At 69.7% G+C, this 17471-nt stretch carries 10 protein-coding genes and 1 pseudogene; 7 read left to right on the top strand and 4 right to left on the bottom strand.

Going from position 1 to position 17471, the window contains the following annotated elements; genetic code table 11:
- Window positions 1–22: 22 nt before the first annotated feature.
- Complete coding sequence (gene purU, locus AQJ91_RS47310) at window positions 23–895, bottom strand: formyltetrahydrofolate deformylase (RefSeq protein ID WP_067036267.1); 873 nt, start codon at window positions 893–895, stop codon at window positions 23–25.
- 196 nt (window positions 896–1091) lie between these two features.
- Between purU and AQJ91_RS47305 the strand changes: the two genes are divergently transcribed.
- The 4 genes from AQJ91_RS47305 (at window position 1092) to AQJ91_RS47290 (ending at window position 7107) form a co-directional block, all read left to right on the top strand.
- Window positions 1092–3413, top strand: a complete 2322-nt coding sequence (locus tag AQJ91_RS47305) for an FdhF/YdeP family oxidoreductase (RefSeq protein WP_067036264.1) — start codon at window positions 1092–1094, stop codon at window positions 3411–3413.
- 135 nt (window positions 3414–3548) lie between these two features.
- A complete protein-coding gene (locus AQJ91_RS47300; protein ID WP_067036261.1) occupies window positions 3549–4634 on the top strand; it encodes an S-(hydroxymethyl)mycothiol dehydrogenase in 1086 nt (361 codons plus the stop codon).
- A gap of 155 nt (window positions 4635–4789) precedes the next feature.
- A complete protein-coding gene (solA, locus tag AQJ91_RS47295) occupies window positions 4790–5938 on the top strand; it encodes an N-methyl-L-tryptophan oxidase (protein ID WP_067036258.1) in 1149 nt (382 codons plus the stop codon).
- 35 nt (window positions 5939–5973) lie between these two features.
- Window positions 5974–7107 (top strand): aromatic ring-hydroxylating oxygenase subunit alpha, encoded by a 1134-nt coding sequence (locus AQJ91_RS47290; RefSeq protein ID WP_067036273.1) that lies wholly within the window; start codon window positions 5974–5976, stop codon window positions 7105–7107.
- A gap of 219 nt (window positions 7108–7326) precedes the next feature.
- Here AQJ91_RS47290 and AQJ91_RS47285 read toward each other — a convergent pair.
- The 3 genes and pseudogenes from AQJ91_RS47285 to AQJ91_RS47275 form a co-directional block, all read right to left on the bottom strand.
- Window positions 7327–8280: pseudogene (locus AQJ91_RS47285) on the bottom strand (chorismate-binding protein); the annotation flags it as partial.
- A gap of 241 nt (window positions 8281–8521) precedes the next feature.
- On the bottom strand, window positions 8522–10240 hold the full coding sequence (locus AQJ91_RS47280; protein WP_234383462.1) for a BCCT family transporter: 1719 nt from the start codon (window positions 10238–10240) through the stop codon (window positions 8522–8524).
- Between the two features lie 286 nt (window positions 10241–10526).
- Complete coding sequence (locus tag AQJ91_RS47275) at window positions 10527–14189, bottom strand: LamG-like jellyroll fold domain-containing protein (protein ID WP_067036255.1); 3663 nt, start codon at window positions 14187–14189, stop codon at window positions 10527–10529.
- A gap of 410 nt (window positions 14190–14599) precedes the next feature.
- On the opposite strand from AQJ91_RS47275, the gene AQJ91_RS47270 reads away from it, so the two are divergent.
- The 3 genes from AQJ91_RS47270 to AQJ91_RS47260 form a co-directional block, all read left to right on the top strand.
- A complete protein-coding gene (locus AQJ91_RS47270; protein WP_067036252.1) occupies window positions 14600–15613 on the top strand; it encodes a LacI family DNA-binding transcriptional regulator in 1014 nt (337 codons plus the stop codon).
- Window positions 15614–15753: 140 nt separating this feature from the next.
- On the top strand, window positions 15754–17001 hold the full coding sequence (locus AQJ91_RS47265) for a sugar ABC transporter substrate-binding protein (RefSeq protein ID WP_067036250.1): 1248 nt from the start codon (window positions 15754–15756) through the stop codon (window positions 16999–17001).
- Window positions 17002–17021: 20 nt separating this feature from the next.
- Window positions 17022–17471 (top strand): carbohydrate ABC transporter permease (locus AQJ91_RS47260; protein WP_199848220.1); only part of this gene is annotated, 450 nt, incomplete at its 3' end.

The following is a 17471-nucleotide window of genomic DNA, read 5'->3' as shown; positions in this document are numbered from 1 at the left end:
ACGGGAACACGGAACGGGTGCGTCAGCGGAAGACCACGGTGTGGTGGCCGTTGAGCAGGATGCGACTCTCGGTGTGCCACTGCACGGCGCGCGCCAGGACCCGGGCCTCGACGTCCCGGCCCATGGTGACCAGTTCGTCGGGGTCGTGGGAGTGGGTCACGCGGAGGACGTCCTGCTCGATGATGGGTCCTTCGTCCAGGTCGGGGGTGACGTAGTGGGCGGTGGCCCCGACCAGCTTGACTCCCCGCTGGTGGGCCTGGAGGTAGGGGCGGGCCCCCTTGAAGCTGGGGAGGAAGGAGTGGTGGATGTTGATGGCCCGGCCCTCGAGCCGCTTGCACAGGTCGTCAGAGAGGATCTGCATATAGCGGGCGAGGACCACGAGGTCGATCTCGAACCGCTCCATCAGCTCCAGCAGCTGTGCTTCCGCCTCCGCCTTGGTCTGCGGTGTGACGGGGATGTGGTGGAAGGGGATGCCGTGGCTCTGCGCGAGCGGCTCGAAGTCCCGGTGGTTGGAGACGATCGCCGGGATCTCGATGTTGAGGGCGCCGGTGCTCTTGCGGAACAGCAGGTCGTTCAGGCAGTGGCCGTACTTGGAGACCATGATCAGGGCGCGGGTGGGGGCGGCCGCGTCGTGCAGCCGCCAGTCGATCCGGTAGGTCTCGGCCAGTGGGGCGAAGTCGGCGCGCAGGCGCTCCAGTGAGGTCTCCGGGGCGGAGACGTCGAAGTGCACACGCATGAAGAAGCGGTCCTGCAGGCGGTCGTCGAACTGCTGGCTCTCCAGGATGTTTCCGGAGTGCTCGACCAGGAAGCCGCTGACGGCGTGGACCAGTCCGGCCTGGTCGGGACAGGAGAGGGTGAGGACGAACTCGCGGCCGGGGCGGGGGCGAGGGGGCATGGCATCCTCCAGTGGTGCGCAATGAGCAACAAGGCGAGCGATACGCAACATGGTCCAAGGGGGAGTGGGTCCGGTCAAGGGTGTGTCTTGACAGAAGTCGGCCACGCGGGCTTCCTGGGGGTGCGTTGTGCAATGAGAACTCCTCATCGTAATAAGCAACAGCAATCCTTCACTCACACACCGCGGAGCGCCATACATGACCCGCAAGGCCCCTGCTGAGGACCCCGGCGACGCCCGACTGCGGGTGGGTCCACCGAAGGACTACGCCGCCGGAATTCCGGCGGTCACCTCCTCACTCCGCCACGCGGGCACCCAGATGGGCGCACGCCGTGGCCTGCTCACCCTCCTCCGGGTCAACCAGAAGGACGGCTTCGACTGTCCGGGCTGCGCCTGGCCCGAACCGGAACACCGGCACCGCGCGGAGTTCTGCGAGAACGGGGCCAAGGCCGTGGCGGAAGAGGCCACGCTGCGCCGGGTGACCCCGGAGTTCTTCGCCGGGCACAGCCTGGAGGAACTCGCCGGCCGCAGCGACTACTGGCTCGGACAGCAGGGACGCCTCACCCACCCCATGTACCGTCCGGCGGGCAGTGACCAGTACCGCCCGATCTCGTGGGAGGACGCGTTCGCCGTCCTCGCCCGGGAGCTCGCCGCCCTCGACCACCCCGACCAGGCCGCCTTCTACACCTCCGGCCGGGCGAGCAACGAGGCCGCCTTCGTCTATCAGCTGTTCGTCCGGATGCTGGGCACCAACAACCTGCCGGACTGCTCCAACATGTGCCACGAGTCCAGCGGTTCGGCCCTGGTCGAGACGATCGGCATCGGCAAGGGCAGCGTCAGTCTGGAGGACCTCTACGAGGCGGAGCTGATCCTCGTGGTCGGCCAGAATCCCGGCACCAACCATCCGCGGATGCTCTCCGCCCTGGAGCGGGCCAAGCAGCGCGGCGCGCGCGTCATCGCGGTCAATCCGCTGCCCGAGGCCGGCCTGCTCCGGTTCAAGAACCCCCAGCGGCCGTCCGGCCTCGTCGGCGGCGGTGCCCAGCTGGCCGACCTCTTCCTGCAGATCAGGCTGGGCGGCGATCAGGCTCTGTTCCAGGCCTTCAACCGGCTGTTGCTGGAAGCGGAGGACGACGCCCCTGGCAGCGTCCTCGACACCTCCTTCATCACCTCGCACACGCACGGCTTCGAGGCGCTCGCCGAGCACGCCCGCAAGACCTCCTGGGAGGACGTCCTGGAGGCCACCGGGCTGTCCGAGGACGAGATCAGGGCGGCGTTCCGGGAGGTACTCGCCGCCGAGAAGATCGTCGTCTGCTGGGCGATGGGCCTCACCCAGCACCGCCACTCCGTCCCGACCATCCGCGATGTCGTCAACTTCCTCCTCCTGCGCGGCAACATCGGCCGTCCCGGCGCCGGGCTGTGCCCCGTGCGCGGCCACTCCAACGTGCAGGGCGACCGGACGATGGGCATCTACGAGAAACCCGGTGAGGACTTCCTCGACGCCCTCGGTGCCGAATTCGGTTTCGAACCGCCACGTCACCACGGCCATGACGCGGTCGAGACCATCCGTGCCATGCGTGACGGCCGGGTGAAGGTCTTCGTGGGGCTGGGCGGCAACTTCGTCGCCGCCGCCCCCGACACCGAGGTGACCGAACAGGCGCTGCGCGGCTGCCGGCTCACCGTGCAGATCTCCACCAAGCTCAACCGGTCCCACGCGATCACCGGGGAGCAGGCGCTCATCCTGCCCTGCCTGGGCCGCACCGAGGCCGACCTGCGGCCCTCGGGGCCCCAACTGGTGACGGTGGAGGACTCCATGGGCATGGTGCACCTCTCGCGGGGGCGACTCGCCCCCGCCTCCGATCACCTCCGCAGCGAAGTGGAGATCATCTGCGGGATGGCCCGGGCCACCCTCGGGGCCCGCGCGGCAACATCGGCCGTCCCGGCGCGGCGGGTGCCCTGGGAGGAGTTCGAGGCCGACTACGACCGTATCCGCGACCGCATCGCACGGGTGATCCCCGGCTTCGAGGAGTTCAACGACCGAGTGCGCCGACCCGGCGGCTTCACCCTGCCCCACCCGCCCCGCGACGAGCGCCGCTTCACCACCGCCACCGGCCGGGCCAACTTCACCGTGAACCCGCTGGACATCCTGCGCGTACCGGAAGGCCGGCTGCTGCTGCAGACGCTGCGCTCGCACGACCAGTACAACACCACCATCTACGGACTGGACGACCGCTATCGCGGCATCCACCAGGGACGCCGCGTGCTGTTCGTGCACGAGGACGACCTCGCCGCCCGGGGGCTGGCCGACGGCGACCTCGTGGACATCGTCAGTGAGTACGAGGACGGGGTGGAGCGCCGGGCGCCGGGCTTTCGCACCGTCGCCTTCCCGACGCCCCGCGGCTGCTGTGCGGCGTACTTCCCGGAGACCAACGTCCTGGTGCCCCTGGACTCGACCGCGGCGATCAGCAACACCCCCACGTCCAAGTCCGTCGTGGTCCGGCTGGAACCGGCGGCCGGGGTGTGACCCACCCCTTGACAGTGCTCCTCCGCAGGAAGGAGTGTTTCTCATGGCGCAGTCAGATGCGCTATATGCAACGCCTGGGGCGGCCCCCGGGCACCTCACCCGTCGTTCGTACGGAAACCCGCGAGGAGCTCGACAGTGACACACGAGGTACGCGCCGTCGTCGCCCGGAAACAGGGCGCCCCCGTCTCGGTGGAGACCATCCTGGTGCCGGACCCCGGCCCCGGTGAGGCGCTGGTGCAGGTACAGGCCTGCGGTGTCTGCCATACCGACCTGCACTACCGGGACGGCGGCATCAACGACGAGTTCCCCTTCCTGCTCGGTCACGAGGCCGCCGGCGTCGTCGAGGCGGTGGGCGACGGCGTCACGGAGGTCGCGCCCGGAGACTTCGTCGTCCTCAACTGGCGTGCGGTCTGCGGCACATGCCGCGCCTGCGCCAAGGGCAAGCCGTGGTACTGCTTCGCCACCCACAACGCGACCCAGCCCATGACGCTGCCCGACGGCACGCCGCTCGCCCCCGCGCTCGGCATCGGGGCCTTCGCCGAGAAGACGCTGGTCGCCGCCGGCCAGTGCACCAAGGTCGACCCGGCCGCCGCCCCCGCCGCGGCGGGCCTGCTGGGCTGCGGCGTGATGGCGGGATTCGGCGCCGCGGTCAACACCGGTGCCGTCGGCCGCGGCGACTCGATCGCCGTGATCGGCTGTGGGGGCGTGGGCATGGCCGCCATCGCCGGCGCCAAGGTGGCCGGCGCCTCGAAGATCATCGCCGTCGACGTCGACGAGCGGAAGCTCCGGTGGGCCGAGAGGTTCGGGGCCACCGACACCGTCGACTCCGCCAGGACCGACGCCGTCGAGGCCGTCCGCGCTCTCACCGGCGGCTTCGGCGCCGACGTCGTCGTGGACGCGGTGGGCCGCCCGGAGACGTACCAGCAGGCCTTCTACGCCCGCGACCTGGCCGGCACCGTCGTCCTGGTCGGTGTCCCCACCCCGGACACGACCGTCGACCTGCCTCTGCTGGACGTCTTCGGCCGGGGCGGGTCGCTGAAGTCCTCCTGGTACGGCGACTGTCTGCCCTCCCGGGACTTCCCCGCCCTCATTGACCTCTACCTGCAAGGCCGCTTCGACCTGGCGGGCTTCGTCAGCGAGAAGATCGCCCTGGACGAGGTGGAGGCGGCGTTCGAGAAGATGAACCGCGGTGAGGTCCTGCGCTCGGTGGTGGTCCTGTGACCGCGCGGGTCGAACGCCCCGGGAGCCTGTGTACGCCGGCGGCCCGCCGGTCGGCGTAGCGCATCCGCATCCTGCGCCGATCCGTCCGCGGCAGCCGAGAAGCCGACGAGACCGCGAACCGGCGCACCCTCAACACGATCCCAGGAGGCACACACATGCCCTCTTCGTACGACGTGATCGTCGTGGGCCTGGGCGGGATGGGCAGCGCAGCCGCCTACCACCTCGCCGCCCGAGGCCACCGTGTACTGGGCCTGGAACGCTTCGGCCCGGCCCACAGCCTCGGCTCCAGCCACGGCGGTTCACGCATCTACCGGCAGGCCTACTTCGAGGACCCCGCCTATGTGCCGCTGCTGCTCCGCGCGCACGAACTGTGGCAGAAGCTGGCCACCGACTCCGGCCGCGAGGTCTTCACCGAGACCGGTGGCCTGATGATAGGGCGCGAGGACAGCCTGGCCGTCGCCGGAACCCTGAACAGCGCCCGGCAGTGGGGCCTGGACCACGAGATCCTGGACGCCGCCGACATCCGGCGCCGTTTCCCCACCTTCACCCCGGCCGCCGAGGACATCGCCGTCCACGAGCGCAGGGCCGGCGTGGCCCGGCCGGAGGCCACCGTCAGCGCTCACCTGGACCTGGCCCGTGCCCACGGCGCCGAGCTGCACTTCGCGGAACGCGTGCTCGGCTGGGAGGACGACGGCCCGGGAAGCAAGGCATGGGTGGTCACCGACCGAGGCGTCCACACCGCCGAGCGGCTGATCTTCGCCCCCGGCGCCTGGGCGCCGCAGCTGCTGTCCGACCTCGGCGTCAGCGTGACGGTGGAACGCCAGGTCATGTACTGGTTCCAGCCCGAGGGCGGCGCCGGCCCGTTCACCGCCGACCGGCACCCCGTCTACATCTGGGAGGACCCGGACGGCACCCAGATCTACGGCTTCCCCTCCCTCGACGGCCCCGACGGCGGCGCCAAGGTCGCCTTCTTCCGCAAGGGCCTCCCCAGCGACCCCGACACCCTCGACCGCCGGATCCACCCGGAGGAGATCGAGGCCATGGCCGACTACCTGCGTCCGCGCATCCCGGCCCTTCCCGGCCGTTTCCTCAAGGGCGCGGCCTGCATGTACGCCAGCACGCCGGACGAACACTTCGTCCTGTCCCGGCACCCCGAGCACTCGCGCACCACCGTCGCCTGCGGATTCTCCGGGCACGGGTTCAAGTTCGTGCCGGTGATCGGCGAGATCCTCGCCGACCTGGCCACCGAAGGCAGCACCGACCATCCCATCGCCCTCTTCGACCCCCGCCGCGTACGCGTCTGACATTTTCCGAAGGTGACATGATGACCATCACCAACCTGCCGTCGACCAGCCTGCCGTCCAGCCTGATCGCCACCCTGCCCGGCGACCGCTACACGGACCCCGAGGTCTTCGCCCTGGAGCAGGAGCGCATCTTCGAGGCCATGTGGTTCTGCGCGGCCCGCGCCTCGGAGCTGGCCAAGCCCGGCCAGTTCCGCACCTACCAGGTCGGACGGGAGAGCGTGCTGATCTCCCGCTCCCGGGACGGCTCGATCAGGGCGTTCCTGAACATCTGCCGGCACCGCGGGGCCAAGCTGTGCACCGCGGAGTCCGGCGAGGTCAAGCGCGCATTCCAGTGCCCGTACCACGCCTGGACCTACGGCCTCGACGGCAAGCTGGTCGCCGCGCCCAACCTGACGTCGATGCCGGACATCGACCGCGTCGAGTACGGCCTGATCAACGTCCACGTCCGGGAGTGGCTCGGGTACGTGTGGGTGTGCCTCGCGAACACTCCGCCGTCCTTCGAGGAAGACGTGATGGGCGCGGTGACCGAGCGCCTGGGCGCCGCCGAGTCGATCGAGAGCTACGACATCGACAACCTAGAGGTGGGCCGACGGATCACCTACGACGTGAAGGCGAACTGGAAGCTCATCATCGAGAACTTCATGGAGTGCTACCACTGCGCCACGATTCACCCCGAACTGACCGAGGTGCTCCCGGAGTTCGCCGACGGCTTCGCCGCCCAGTACTACGTCGGGCACGGGGCCGAGTTCGGTGAGGAGGTCCGGGGCTTCACCGTCGACGGCTCCGAGGGCCTGGACCGGATCCCGGGCGTGGCCGAGGACCAGGACCGCCGTTACTACGCGATCACCGTCAGGCCGCAGGTCTTCATCAACCTCGTCCCCGACCATGTCATCTTCCACCGTATGTACCCGATGGCCGCGGACCGCACGATCGTCGAGTGCGACTGGCTCTATCTCCCGCACGTCGTCGAGAGCGGCAAGGACGTCAGCCGGTCGGTGGAGCTCTTCCACCGGGTCAACCAGCAGGACTTCGACGCCTGCGAGCGCACCCAGCCCGGCATGAGCTCCCGCGCCTACGCCAAGGGTGGCGTCCTCGTCCCCAGCGAGCACCACATCGGCGCCTTCCACGCCTGGGTGCAGGACAGGATCGGGGCGACGCCCGCCCACTGAGAGGCCTTGCCCACATACCTGAGGAACCGGGCGGTGGCCGGACGGTGTGCCGGCCACCCAGCCCCAGAGACCGGCCGGCATCGGCGCCGCGTACGGGAGCACACCTTCGGTGGCCGCTCCGGCGTTCCGGAGTCCGAGGCGGCCAGCAAGCCGACTCGGCGCGTCCGGGGCCGGCTGACTACCGGCCCACCCCGGGAGGACCGGCTCACCGCTGACGCCGGTTGCGCACGCCACCGCGAGCAGCCGGGACGCCTTCAGCTCCCACTCGCGCTCGGGATCCGAGCCCCAGGTGATGCCCGCGCCGGTGCCGAAGCGCAGCACCGGGCCGCCGGTCGCGGTTCGCTCGGTCCAGAAGGTGCGGAGCGACGGCCAGCTCGCCGGTGCCACGGTCGGCGTCGACCCAGCCGATGCCGCCGCAGTAAGGGCCGCGGGGCGTGGTTTCCAGCGCCTCGATGATCCGCAGCGCGCTGTACTCGGGAGCGCCCGTGACGGAGCCGGGCGGGAAGGTACTGGCCAGCAGTCCCGGCCAGCCCGCGCCCTCGGCGAGCTCACCGCGCACGGTGGAGACCAGGCGCACCAGGCTGGGGTGGACCAGGTCCACGATCGTCATGTTCTCGGCCCGGTCCTTCTCCAGCAGGTCCGCCGCGGTCCGCCCGGTGCCCTTGATGGGCCCGGACTCCACGACCCGGCCGGCGCGGCGCAGGAACAGCTCGGGCGAGGCGGTGGCCACCTCCACGCCGTGGGTGGGCAGCCGGACCGTACCCGCCTACGGGGCCGGATTGCCTCAGGCCAGCAGCGCGGTCAGCGCGTCCACGTCGGCGGGCGATGCCTCGGGTTCGGGCAGCGGAGCGGACAGGACACGGCAGAGGTTCGCCTGGTAGACCTCGCCCACCGCGATGTGCTCACGGATCCGCCCTCCCCCGCGGTGTAGGCGGTGCGGTCGAGCGAGGAGGTCCAGTCACCGGCGGGCGGGGCCGCGCCAGGCGCCGGGCCGGGGAGCGAGGACGGGCTCGTGCCGTACGTCCCCGAGGCGGGCGCAGACCAGCCGCCCCTCGAAGTCCGCGACCACCGCCCAGAAACCGGTCGAATCCAGGGCCGCGGGGTCGCTGGTGACATCCCGCAGATCAGTGGCGACAGTTCGCCGAAGCGGGCCAGTGGAGGCAGGTGGGGCAGGACGTCTGCCCAGGTGCACCCCACGCACACCACCGTGGACCGGGCGCCGTCGGGAGCAAGAACCGAGCACGCACACTTCCTCTCTCGGAACGTGCCTTCTCGTGCGGGACGGGGAGGAGCCGCATGGTCTCCCCGCGTGCCGCGTGCCGCGTGCCGCGTGCCGCGTGCCGCGTGCCGCGCGCCCCGGCGCGGGTCGTCGACTTCACGACTGATGCCGGGGCGTGCGGCGTATGGCTCCTGCCTATGTGGTGCGCGCGTCCACCGGGTCGTCCGTGGCCCCGTTCGACGAGGTCCCGTTCTCCAGACCCTCCTCGAAGGCCGTGACGGCCTGGTCGATGAGCCGCTCCTCCTGTTTCTTCCGTTGGGCGGCGAGATAGGCGTGGTGTTCTCGGCGGAAGGACTTGGCCGTGGCGAGGCACATCCCGATCATCACCAGACTGAAGGGCAGCGCCGTGATGATCGCGGCCGTCTGCAGCGTGGACAGCGACGACGTTCCCGTGCCGCTGGCGATCAGCAGTGCGATGGCCACGGCCCCCTCAGCGGCGCACCAGAACACGCGGCTCCAGGTCGGCGGCTCGGGGTCGCCGCCGGAGGCCAGCACGTCGACCACATAGCTCCCGGAGTCGGAGGAGGTGACGAAGAACAGCACGATCAGCAGAAGCGCCATCCCGGCGACGAACGCGCCGCCCGGCAGGGTGTCGAGCAACTGGAAGAGCGCGCTGTCCGTACCCACCGTGCCGTCCTCGCCCACCAGTCCACCGTCACCGACCGTCTCGCGGTGGATTGCCGAGCCGCCGAAGATGGCGAACCAGACGAAGGTGAGCAGAGTCGGTACCAGCAGCACACCCGTGACGAACTCACGAACGGTCCGTCCGCGGGAGATACGGGCGATGAAGACGCCGACGAACGGAGCCCAGGAAATCCACCAGCCCCAGTAGAAGACCGTCCAGCCGCTGACCCATGCGGTGCCCTCGGCGCCCTGGCTGGCGCCGGTGTCGAAGCTCAGCGCGAGGAGGTTCTGCAGATACGCGCCGATGTCCTCGACGAAGCCGTTGAGGATGAACAGGGTCGGGCCCGCGACGAGTACGAACAGCATCAACGCGCCGGCCAGGCCCATGTTGATGTTCGACAGCCACTTGATGCCCTTGCCGACGCCCGTCACCACGGAGATGGTGGCGAGCAGGGTGATGCCGATGATGAGGGCGATCCGCAGGGGCGTGCCGGGGTCGGTCACCCAACCCTGGAGGCCGAGCCCCGCCGAGATCTGCAGGACGCCGAAGCCGAGCGAGGTGGCCACGCCGAAGATGGTGCCGACGACGGCGACGGTGTCGATGGCGTCGCCCCAGGCGCCCTTGACCCTGTCGCCGAAGAGCGGCTCCAGAGCCCAGCGGATCGAGATGGGACGACCCTTGCGGTGCACGGCGTAGGCGACGGCGAGACCGACCACGACGTAGATGGCCCAGGGGTGGATACCCCAGTGCAGGAACGTCTGGACCATGGCGAACTCGCTCCGCGCGGCCTCGCCCTCACCGACGCCCGGCCTCGGGGAGACGAAGTGGTTCAACGGCTCGGCGACACCCCAGAAGACCAGCCCGATACCCATACCCGCGGCGAACAGCATGGCCAGCCATGAGCCCATGGCGAACTCGGGTCGTTCGTCGTCCTTGCCGAGCTTGATGTCTCCGAAGCGGCCGATACCGACCCAGAGGGCAAAAATCACGAAGAGTGAGACAAGGGCGGTATAGTACCAACCGAGCCCACTGATGATCTCCTCCTGCACCGTACTGATGACGTCCTGTGCGGAGTCCTTGAAGACCGTGGCGTAGAGCACGAAGGCAACGATGATGATCGTGGACGGCCAGAAGACACCGGGTGCGATCGTCGCCCATGTGGAGCGGGCCCCCGGTTTCTCTTGATCCGAGGTGTCAACTGGCGATTTTGCCATCTGGGGAGCAGCCATGCTCTCTCTCCTTCTGTCGTCGGGCTCGGGCATGGTAGGTGGCGGCTGTTGCGCAATGAGAGATGTTTATCTGCTGGCGCAACAGCGAACACGCCTTGAGTCTCACCGTCAAGACCATGGTGCCGACGCTTGTACCCTCGTCCGACGATTGGAATCGACCCGTGACTCATGAGGGCGACCTGCGGTGCTGCTCACACACTGCGCAGCGCCCGGATCCGTCGGCTGTGACGGATCCGGGCGCCTGGTTGCGGCACCGGCGGCGGGGTCGTCGCCGGCGGTTGTTACCTCATCGCACCTCCCGCGCGTAGGGCGCGACGGTGATCCGGTCGATCAGCGGCGCGTAGCGGGAGCGGAGCAGCACCCCGGGGAAGGTGTCCGAGGCGTAGGTGGTGCCGTCGAAGTTCGGCAGCTCCTCGGAACGGAAGGTGATCGTGTTCTGCCCCTTCTCGAGATGGACCGGGACGGTCAGCTCCCAGAAGTTGTTCTGGTGGAAGCTGTGCGGGAAGCCGACGCGCCGCACCTCGCCGCCGTTGACGGTGATGTCGGCATGGCGGGCGAGCGGGTCCGGGTTGTAGTGGGTGGCCTCGGACTGCTCGGGGTTGGAGTAACGGATGCGCAGCGCGTACAGGCCGGGGCGGTCGGCGTCGACGGTGAAGGTCGCGGTGTTGCCGTTGCCGGGGGCGCCGCCGATACCGGTGATCGCCGTACCGTCGGTGGCCAGGGACAGCGGCGCGAGCGTGGCCGAGCCCGCGAGCTTGGCGTCCTGCGCCTCGTACGTACGCGACGGGAGCGCGCCCTCGGTCGGCGTGACCGTGAGGCGGTCGACGAGGGTGGCGTACGCCCCCCCGGTCACCGTCACCTTGTTGACGCCACCCGAGAGGGAGACGGCCACGCTGCTCCTGCCCTTGGCCAGGCGCAGCACGTCGTGCCCGTTGACGGAGAGCCGGGCGTCCGAGCCGCCGAGGGTGTCGACCTTGACGGTGGCCTCGCGGTCGGCGGGTGAGTAGACCCAGAACGTGGCGGTCTGGCCCTCGGCGAGCCGGACAGCGCCCGAGCCGGTGGCGGGGGTTCCGGCCTGCGTCGGCAGGCTGTAGAGGGGCTGCGCCCCGCCGTCCGGCCAGGCCAGCTCACCCTCGTACACCTGCGTGTCGGCCGAAGCCGCGGGGAGGGAGAGGGTGAGGCGGTCGACGATGGCGTCGCCCTTGGTGGCGCGCTGGCCGTCCAGGCTCTTCGCGGCGAGCGTCAGGGTGTGCTTGCCCTTGGTGAGCTGGACCTTGGTGTCGGTGTGGTCCCACACCACCCACTTGTAGCCGAGCGGCAGATGCAGCTCCTGCTCGCTGTCCGCCTCGCCGTCCACGCGCAGGAAGACGTTGGTGGGGCCCTGCTCCTTCACCCGGTCGAAGGTGTTGAGGGAGTTGGCGAAGACGCTCAGGTCGTAGGTGCCGTCGTCGGGCACGTCCACGGTGAAGTCGAGCGTGACGTCCGAGCCGGTGCGCAGGCCGCCCGCGTTGTAGCCGCCGGAGGTGTAGAACTTCGACACGTCGCGCGGCGAGCCCTCCGGGCCGTTCTTCGAGTAGCCGGACCCGGTGTGGGCGGCGTCCTCCGCCTCGTACGACGCCTGCCAGGTCACGGGCGGGGACTGCGTGCCCGCGGCCTTCCCGGCCGGGCTGAGGACGATCTCGTACGCCGAGGACTCCTTCAGGGCCGGCAGCCCGCCGTTGCCGAAGTCGACGACGACACCGCCGTCGTCACCGACCTTCAGGTTGGTCTCCGTGAGCAGCTGCGGGCCGGAGGAGTCGCCCACCTGCCCGCTCCACCCGATCTCCCGCACCCAGGCGTGCACGCGGTCCCCGAAGAGTTCCTTCGGGACGCCCGCGAAGGTGATGTGGCCCTTGCCGGTGGACCCGCCGAAGACCAGCCGCGCCTGCCGCTTCTTCTCGTCGAGCGTGGCGACGCCCTGCATGGTGTAGTTCTCGCCGGGGAACGGCGGGGTCACCTTCACCGTGTGCCCGCTCATCGAGGCGTACGCGTGCAGCAGCCACCACTGGCCGTTGCCGCGGTTGGACTGCACCGCGGAGTCGGAGAGGTTGCCGTCGATGTTCCAGTACGCGATGTCGGCGTCCACCTTGGACTCCTCGATCGCGGACACCCACTGGATCATCTGGCCGGGGACGGAGGTGTGGTAGTTGAAGGCGTACTCGTTGATGTTGATCGGGAGCCGGGTGCCTTCCTTGTCCGTGCCCTGGAACAGCTCCTTCTCCCACGTCCGGTACTTGGCGACGCTCGCGCGCACCGCCTCCGGGTGGCTCAGCTCGTGCCAGGTGATGACCTCGGGGAGGGTGCCGGCGGCCAGGGCATGCGTGAGGAAGCCCTTCACCTGGTCGTACAGGATGCTGGTGTTGGGGCCGGCGATGCGGGCGTCCGGCATCCTGCCCTTGATGAGCTCGTAGGCGTCGTCCCAGGCGGCGAAGAAGTCGTCGGGGTCATTGAGCCAGCTGACCTTGTTGTAGCTCCACTCCCCGGTGCCGAACATGTTGCCCTCGGGCTCGTTGAACGGCACGAAGACGACGTTGTCCTGGTACTTCTCGGGCAGCTGCAGGACCTGGTCGACCTGCGTCGCCAGCTTCTCCTTGTAGAGTTTCAGCTTCTCCTCGGGGGTGTCGCCCGGCCACTGGTACGGGAAACCGCGGTGGATGTCGGTCATGTAGACGTACACGTCACCGTCGGTGGAGTCGGCCAGCGGCTTGACCACCTCCAGCGCGTCGGCACCGGGGTGCTGCGGGCCGTCCTGCGCCTTCGTGGAGACCGTGCGCAGGCCCATGCCCTCGATGAGGTTGTTGGTGGGGACGTCCGGTCCGTACAGGCCGTAGAGGGTGCCGGAGGCGCCGCCGTGGAACGCTCCGGTGTCCGACCCGAGGTCGACGGTGAGCTGACCCTCGCGGACCACGGTGACGGTCGCCCGCACCGCGCGCCCGGCCGCCGTTCCCGCCACGGTGAACGTCCCAGGCCGGTCGTACTTCTCGGAAGGTACGGCGTCCCAGGTGATCGGCGTGTCCCGGTCGTAGCCGTCGGAGAAGGAGGAGCGCACGGCGGCGGGGAGGGACGGGGCCGTCCCGGTCGTCGTACGGACCTCGAAGGATGTCTTCGAGAGCTCCTGGACGGTCGGCGCGGCCCCGACCAGGCCGGCCACCTGTTCGGCGCTGAGCGCCGAGTGCCACACGGCGAAGTCGTCGATCGCGCCCTTGAGCAGCGGGTCCGGCCAGAACGACTTGCCGATGTAGCCGGCGGCCGTGGCCGAACTGTCCAGCAGTTCCTTGGCCTTGATGCCGGTCGGGGCCGAGGAGACCGCCACGCCGTCGAGGTAGGTGGTGAGCCGGCCGACGGCGGTGTCGAGGGTGACGGTGACGGTCCGCCACTCGTCCGCGGGCAGCATGGCGTAGCCGTTGACCTGTGCCTCCGCACCCCCTCCGCCGGTGGTGGCGGCGGTGCGCAGCACCCCGTTGCCGCTGTACGGGGTGGTGAAGAGGTACTTGGTGGTGTTGGTGCCCAGGTCGAAGATCCGCTGCCAGGACGACTTGTCGCCGCTCCACTTCACCCGGGCGGAGACCGTCAAGTCGCTTGCGTCGCCCAGCACTTCGCGGGGCAGCCGGACGTACGCGCCGTTGGAGGTGGGCGCCCCGCCGGGCAGGGCGAGTGCCTTGCCTCCGTCCGTGCCCGCGACGGACTGCGCGGTGGAGCCGTTGACCAGGCTCGCCGTCAGGCCGTTGCCGGAGCTGTCGGTGATCCTGCCGGAGGCGAGGTCGTCCTCGTCGAAGGTGTAGCGGGCGGTGGGCTGGGGTGCGTCGGCCGCCTGAGCCGGGACGGCGGGTGCGGCCAGCAGGCCCGCGCCGAGAGTCAGGGCCACGGCGGCCGGGGCGCGGCGCCGGGCGGATCTGTCAGCGGATGGCATGGATTGCGTCCTCAATCCTTGGGGGTAACGGGGTCCCTCGAATCGGTTCGACCTCAGGCGCCACAGAGGCGGGGGGACTCTTCCACGTGGCGGGGGTGGGGGGCCCGCGCTGCGGAGGCTGTGCGGAACGGGTCCACGGCTGCCCCAAAGGGCCCGTTCGTCGAACCGGTTCGGTGAAGCTAGCACCAAGGAACTCGACCATCAATCCCTTCGACGCACACAACTACCGTTTTCTTCAGGGTTGTGGAAGTGCGGTCCGGGGTGTTGACACGGGTCCGGGCTGTTCCTACCGTCACTTCACGCGAACCGGTTCGACGACCGGGTCGTGCCTCCTCCTCATTCCCACGTCCTCATGCGACTGGCGATATGCTCTTCCCCGAGCAGCGAACCGGTTCGAGCAAGGAGTCGCCGTGAACATCGGTGAGATCGCCAAGCGGGCCGGTGTGTCGCGGAGCACGGTGTCCTACGCGCTGAGCGGCAAGCGCCCGGTTTCGGAGGACACGCGCCGGAGAATCCAGCAGGTCGTCGACGAGCTGGGCTACCGGCCCAGCGCCAGCGCCCGTGCCCTGGCCAACGGCCGGACAAGCACGATCGGCCTGGTCTTCCCGCCGGCCGGGAACCACTACACGGGGATGCAGCTGGATTTCATCGGGAGTGTGGTGGAGGCCGCCGCGGCCTACGACTACGACGTGCTGCTGTCCCCGAGCGGCGTGGACAGTGACCGCTCGTTCCAGCGGCTGCTGGGGGAGCGGAGGGTCGACGGCGCGATCCTGATGGAGATCAGGCTGGCGGACGACCGGGTCGATCACCTGGCCACGCTGGACATCCCCTCCGTCGCCATCGGCCGCACCGCTCGTCCTGAGGGCTCCTGGTGGGTCGGCCTGGACCACACCACGCTGGCCGCGGCATGCGTCCACCACCTCGCGGACCTCGGCCACCGCAGGGTCGCCTTCGTCAACCGTCCCGAGCAGCTCCTGCGGGCCGGCTACGAGTCCGCGCACCGCGGCCTGGACGGCTTCACCAAGGCCGCGGCCGAGCGCGGGCTGACGGTGCGGACGTACTGCTGCGGGGACGACGCCGCCTCGGGCCAGACCTGTGTGGCACAGATCCTGCACGACGACCCCGCCACCACGGCCCTGGTCACCTTGAACGAGGCCGCACTGGGCGGCCTCTACCGGGGGCTCGCCCAGGCGGGCCGCCATGTGCCGCGCGACTTCTCCGTCACCGGGGTCGTGGCCAACCACTGGGCGGAGACGGTGACCCCGCAGCTCACCGCGGCCGACGTACCAGCGGCCGAGATGGGCCGACTCGCCGTCGAACTGCTGGTGGAGCGGCTCGACCATCCCGACGCGCCGCCCCGCCACCACCTGCTCACCCCGCCGATCTCCCTGCGGGCCAGCACCGGGCCCGGTACGACTCCCTGATCGCACGACCCGGGTAACCCCGTACTCCTTTCTCCTCACCCCGCCGATCGCTCGAACCTGCCATCAGCGCCGTTCGGCGTGTCCGCTTCCAGCAACCCCGTGCCCTCGGCACCCGCATGCCCAGAACAAAGGAACCCGCGATGAACAGCTCCTCCAGACAGCGCCGTCTGACCGCCGCCGCCCTGACCGCCCTGGCCGTGGCCACCAGTGCCACCGCCTGCTCCTCCGGCTCGGGCAGCACCGACACCAAGGGCGCGGACAGCGGCGCGTACACGATCTGGGACCCGTACCCGCAGTTCGACAAGAGCTCGGCCTGGGCGAAGCTGCTGGACGACTGCGGCACCGAGGCCGGCGTGAAGATCAAGCGGACCGCGTTCGACACCAGCGACCTGACGAACAAGGCGCTGCTGGCGGCGCAGCAGGACAACTCCGCCGACGTGCTCATCGTCGACAACCCGGTGGTGTCGACCCTGGCGGAGGCGGGCGTGCTCACCACGACCGACGAGAACAAGGTGGACACCTCGAAGGTGGACCCCAACCTGCTCGCGGCCGGCCAGTCGGGCGGGAAGACGTACGGAACCCCGATCGGCGCCAACACCCTGGCCCTCTACTACAACAAGGAGGTGCTGAGGGAAGCCGGGGTGGACACCGCATCGGTCAAGGACTGGAAGTCGCTGACGGCGGCGCTGGCGAAGGTCGAGAAGGCGGGCAAGAAGGGCATCACCTTCTCCGCGATCGGAACCGAGGAGGGCAGCTTCCAGTTTCTGCCCTGGTTCTGGGGTTCCGGCGCCAAGCTGACCGAACTCGACTCACCCGAGGCCGCCTCCGCGCTGTCGCTGTGGACCGACTGGCTGAAGAAGGGCTACGCGCCCAACTCGGTCATCAACAACACCCAGACGACCAGCTGGCAGGAGTTCGCGACCGGCGACTACGCGTTCGCGGAGAACGGCACATGGCAGCTCGCCAATGCCGAGAAGGCTGGCTTCGACTACGGCGTCCTGCCCATACCCGGCGCCGACGGGGGCAACGCCCCGGCCCCGACCGGCGGCGAGTTCGTCACTCTCCCGGTCCAGGGAGACACCGGCCGCTACGCCACCTCCCAGAAGCTGGCGACCTGCCTGACCAGCAGCCAGAACCTGTACGACACCGACACCACCCTGTCCTACGTCGCCCCCACCACCGAGGTCCAGGACAAGCAGGTGGCGGCCAACGCCGGTCTGAAGCCCTGGGTGGACGCGGTCAAGGCGGCCAAGGGACGCACCAGTGACGACCTCGGCACCAAGTACCCCAAGATCTCCGAGCAGATGTGGAAGGCCGTCCAGTCCGCCCTCAGCGGCTCGCAGTCACCGAAGGACGCGCTGAACGCCGCCCAGTCCGCCGTCAAGTGACAACGCCCCAGGGCCGTTTGATGAGCCACACGACACAAGTGCCGCATCGCCGGCCCGTGCCCGGCCACAGCGGTGCGGCCCCCACCGCACCGCCCCGGCCACGGCGCCGTCCGACCTCCCAGCTGGGGGTCCCCCCGGGCGAAGCCTGGGGGAGGGCCGCCTGGGCGTTCCTCGCCCCGGTGACCCTCTACCTCGTCCTGTTCTACGCCTATCCGCTCTACCGCAACATCGACCTGAGCCTGCGCAACTACACGGTCCGCTCCTTCGTCCAGGGCGACGCACCGTTCACCGGATTGGACAATTACCAGAAGGTCTTCGACGACCCGACCTTCGCCCCGGCCCTCACCCACACCGTGGTGTTCACCGTCGTGTGCCTGGTCTTCCAGTACGCCATCGGCCTGGCCCTCGCGGTCTTCTTCCACCAGCACTTCCGGCTCTCCGCCACCCTGCGCGCCCTGTTCCTGGTGCCC

It is taken from the genome of Streptomyces dysideae, from assembly GCF_001514305.1.
In the GTDB taxonomy this organism is placed as follows: Bacteria; Actinomycetota; Actinomycetes; order Streptomycetales; family Streptomycetaceae; genus Streptomyces; species Streptomyces dysideae.
The sequence above is the reverse complement of the archived record's forward strand: the minus strand, read 5'-3'. Positions and strand labels throughout refer to the sequence as shown.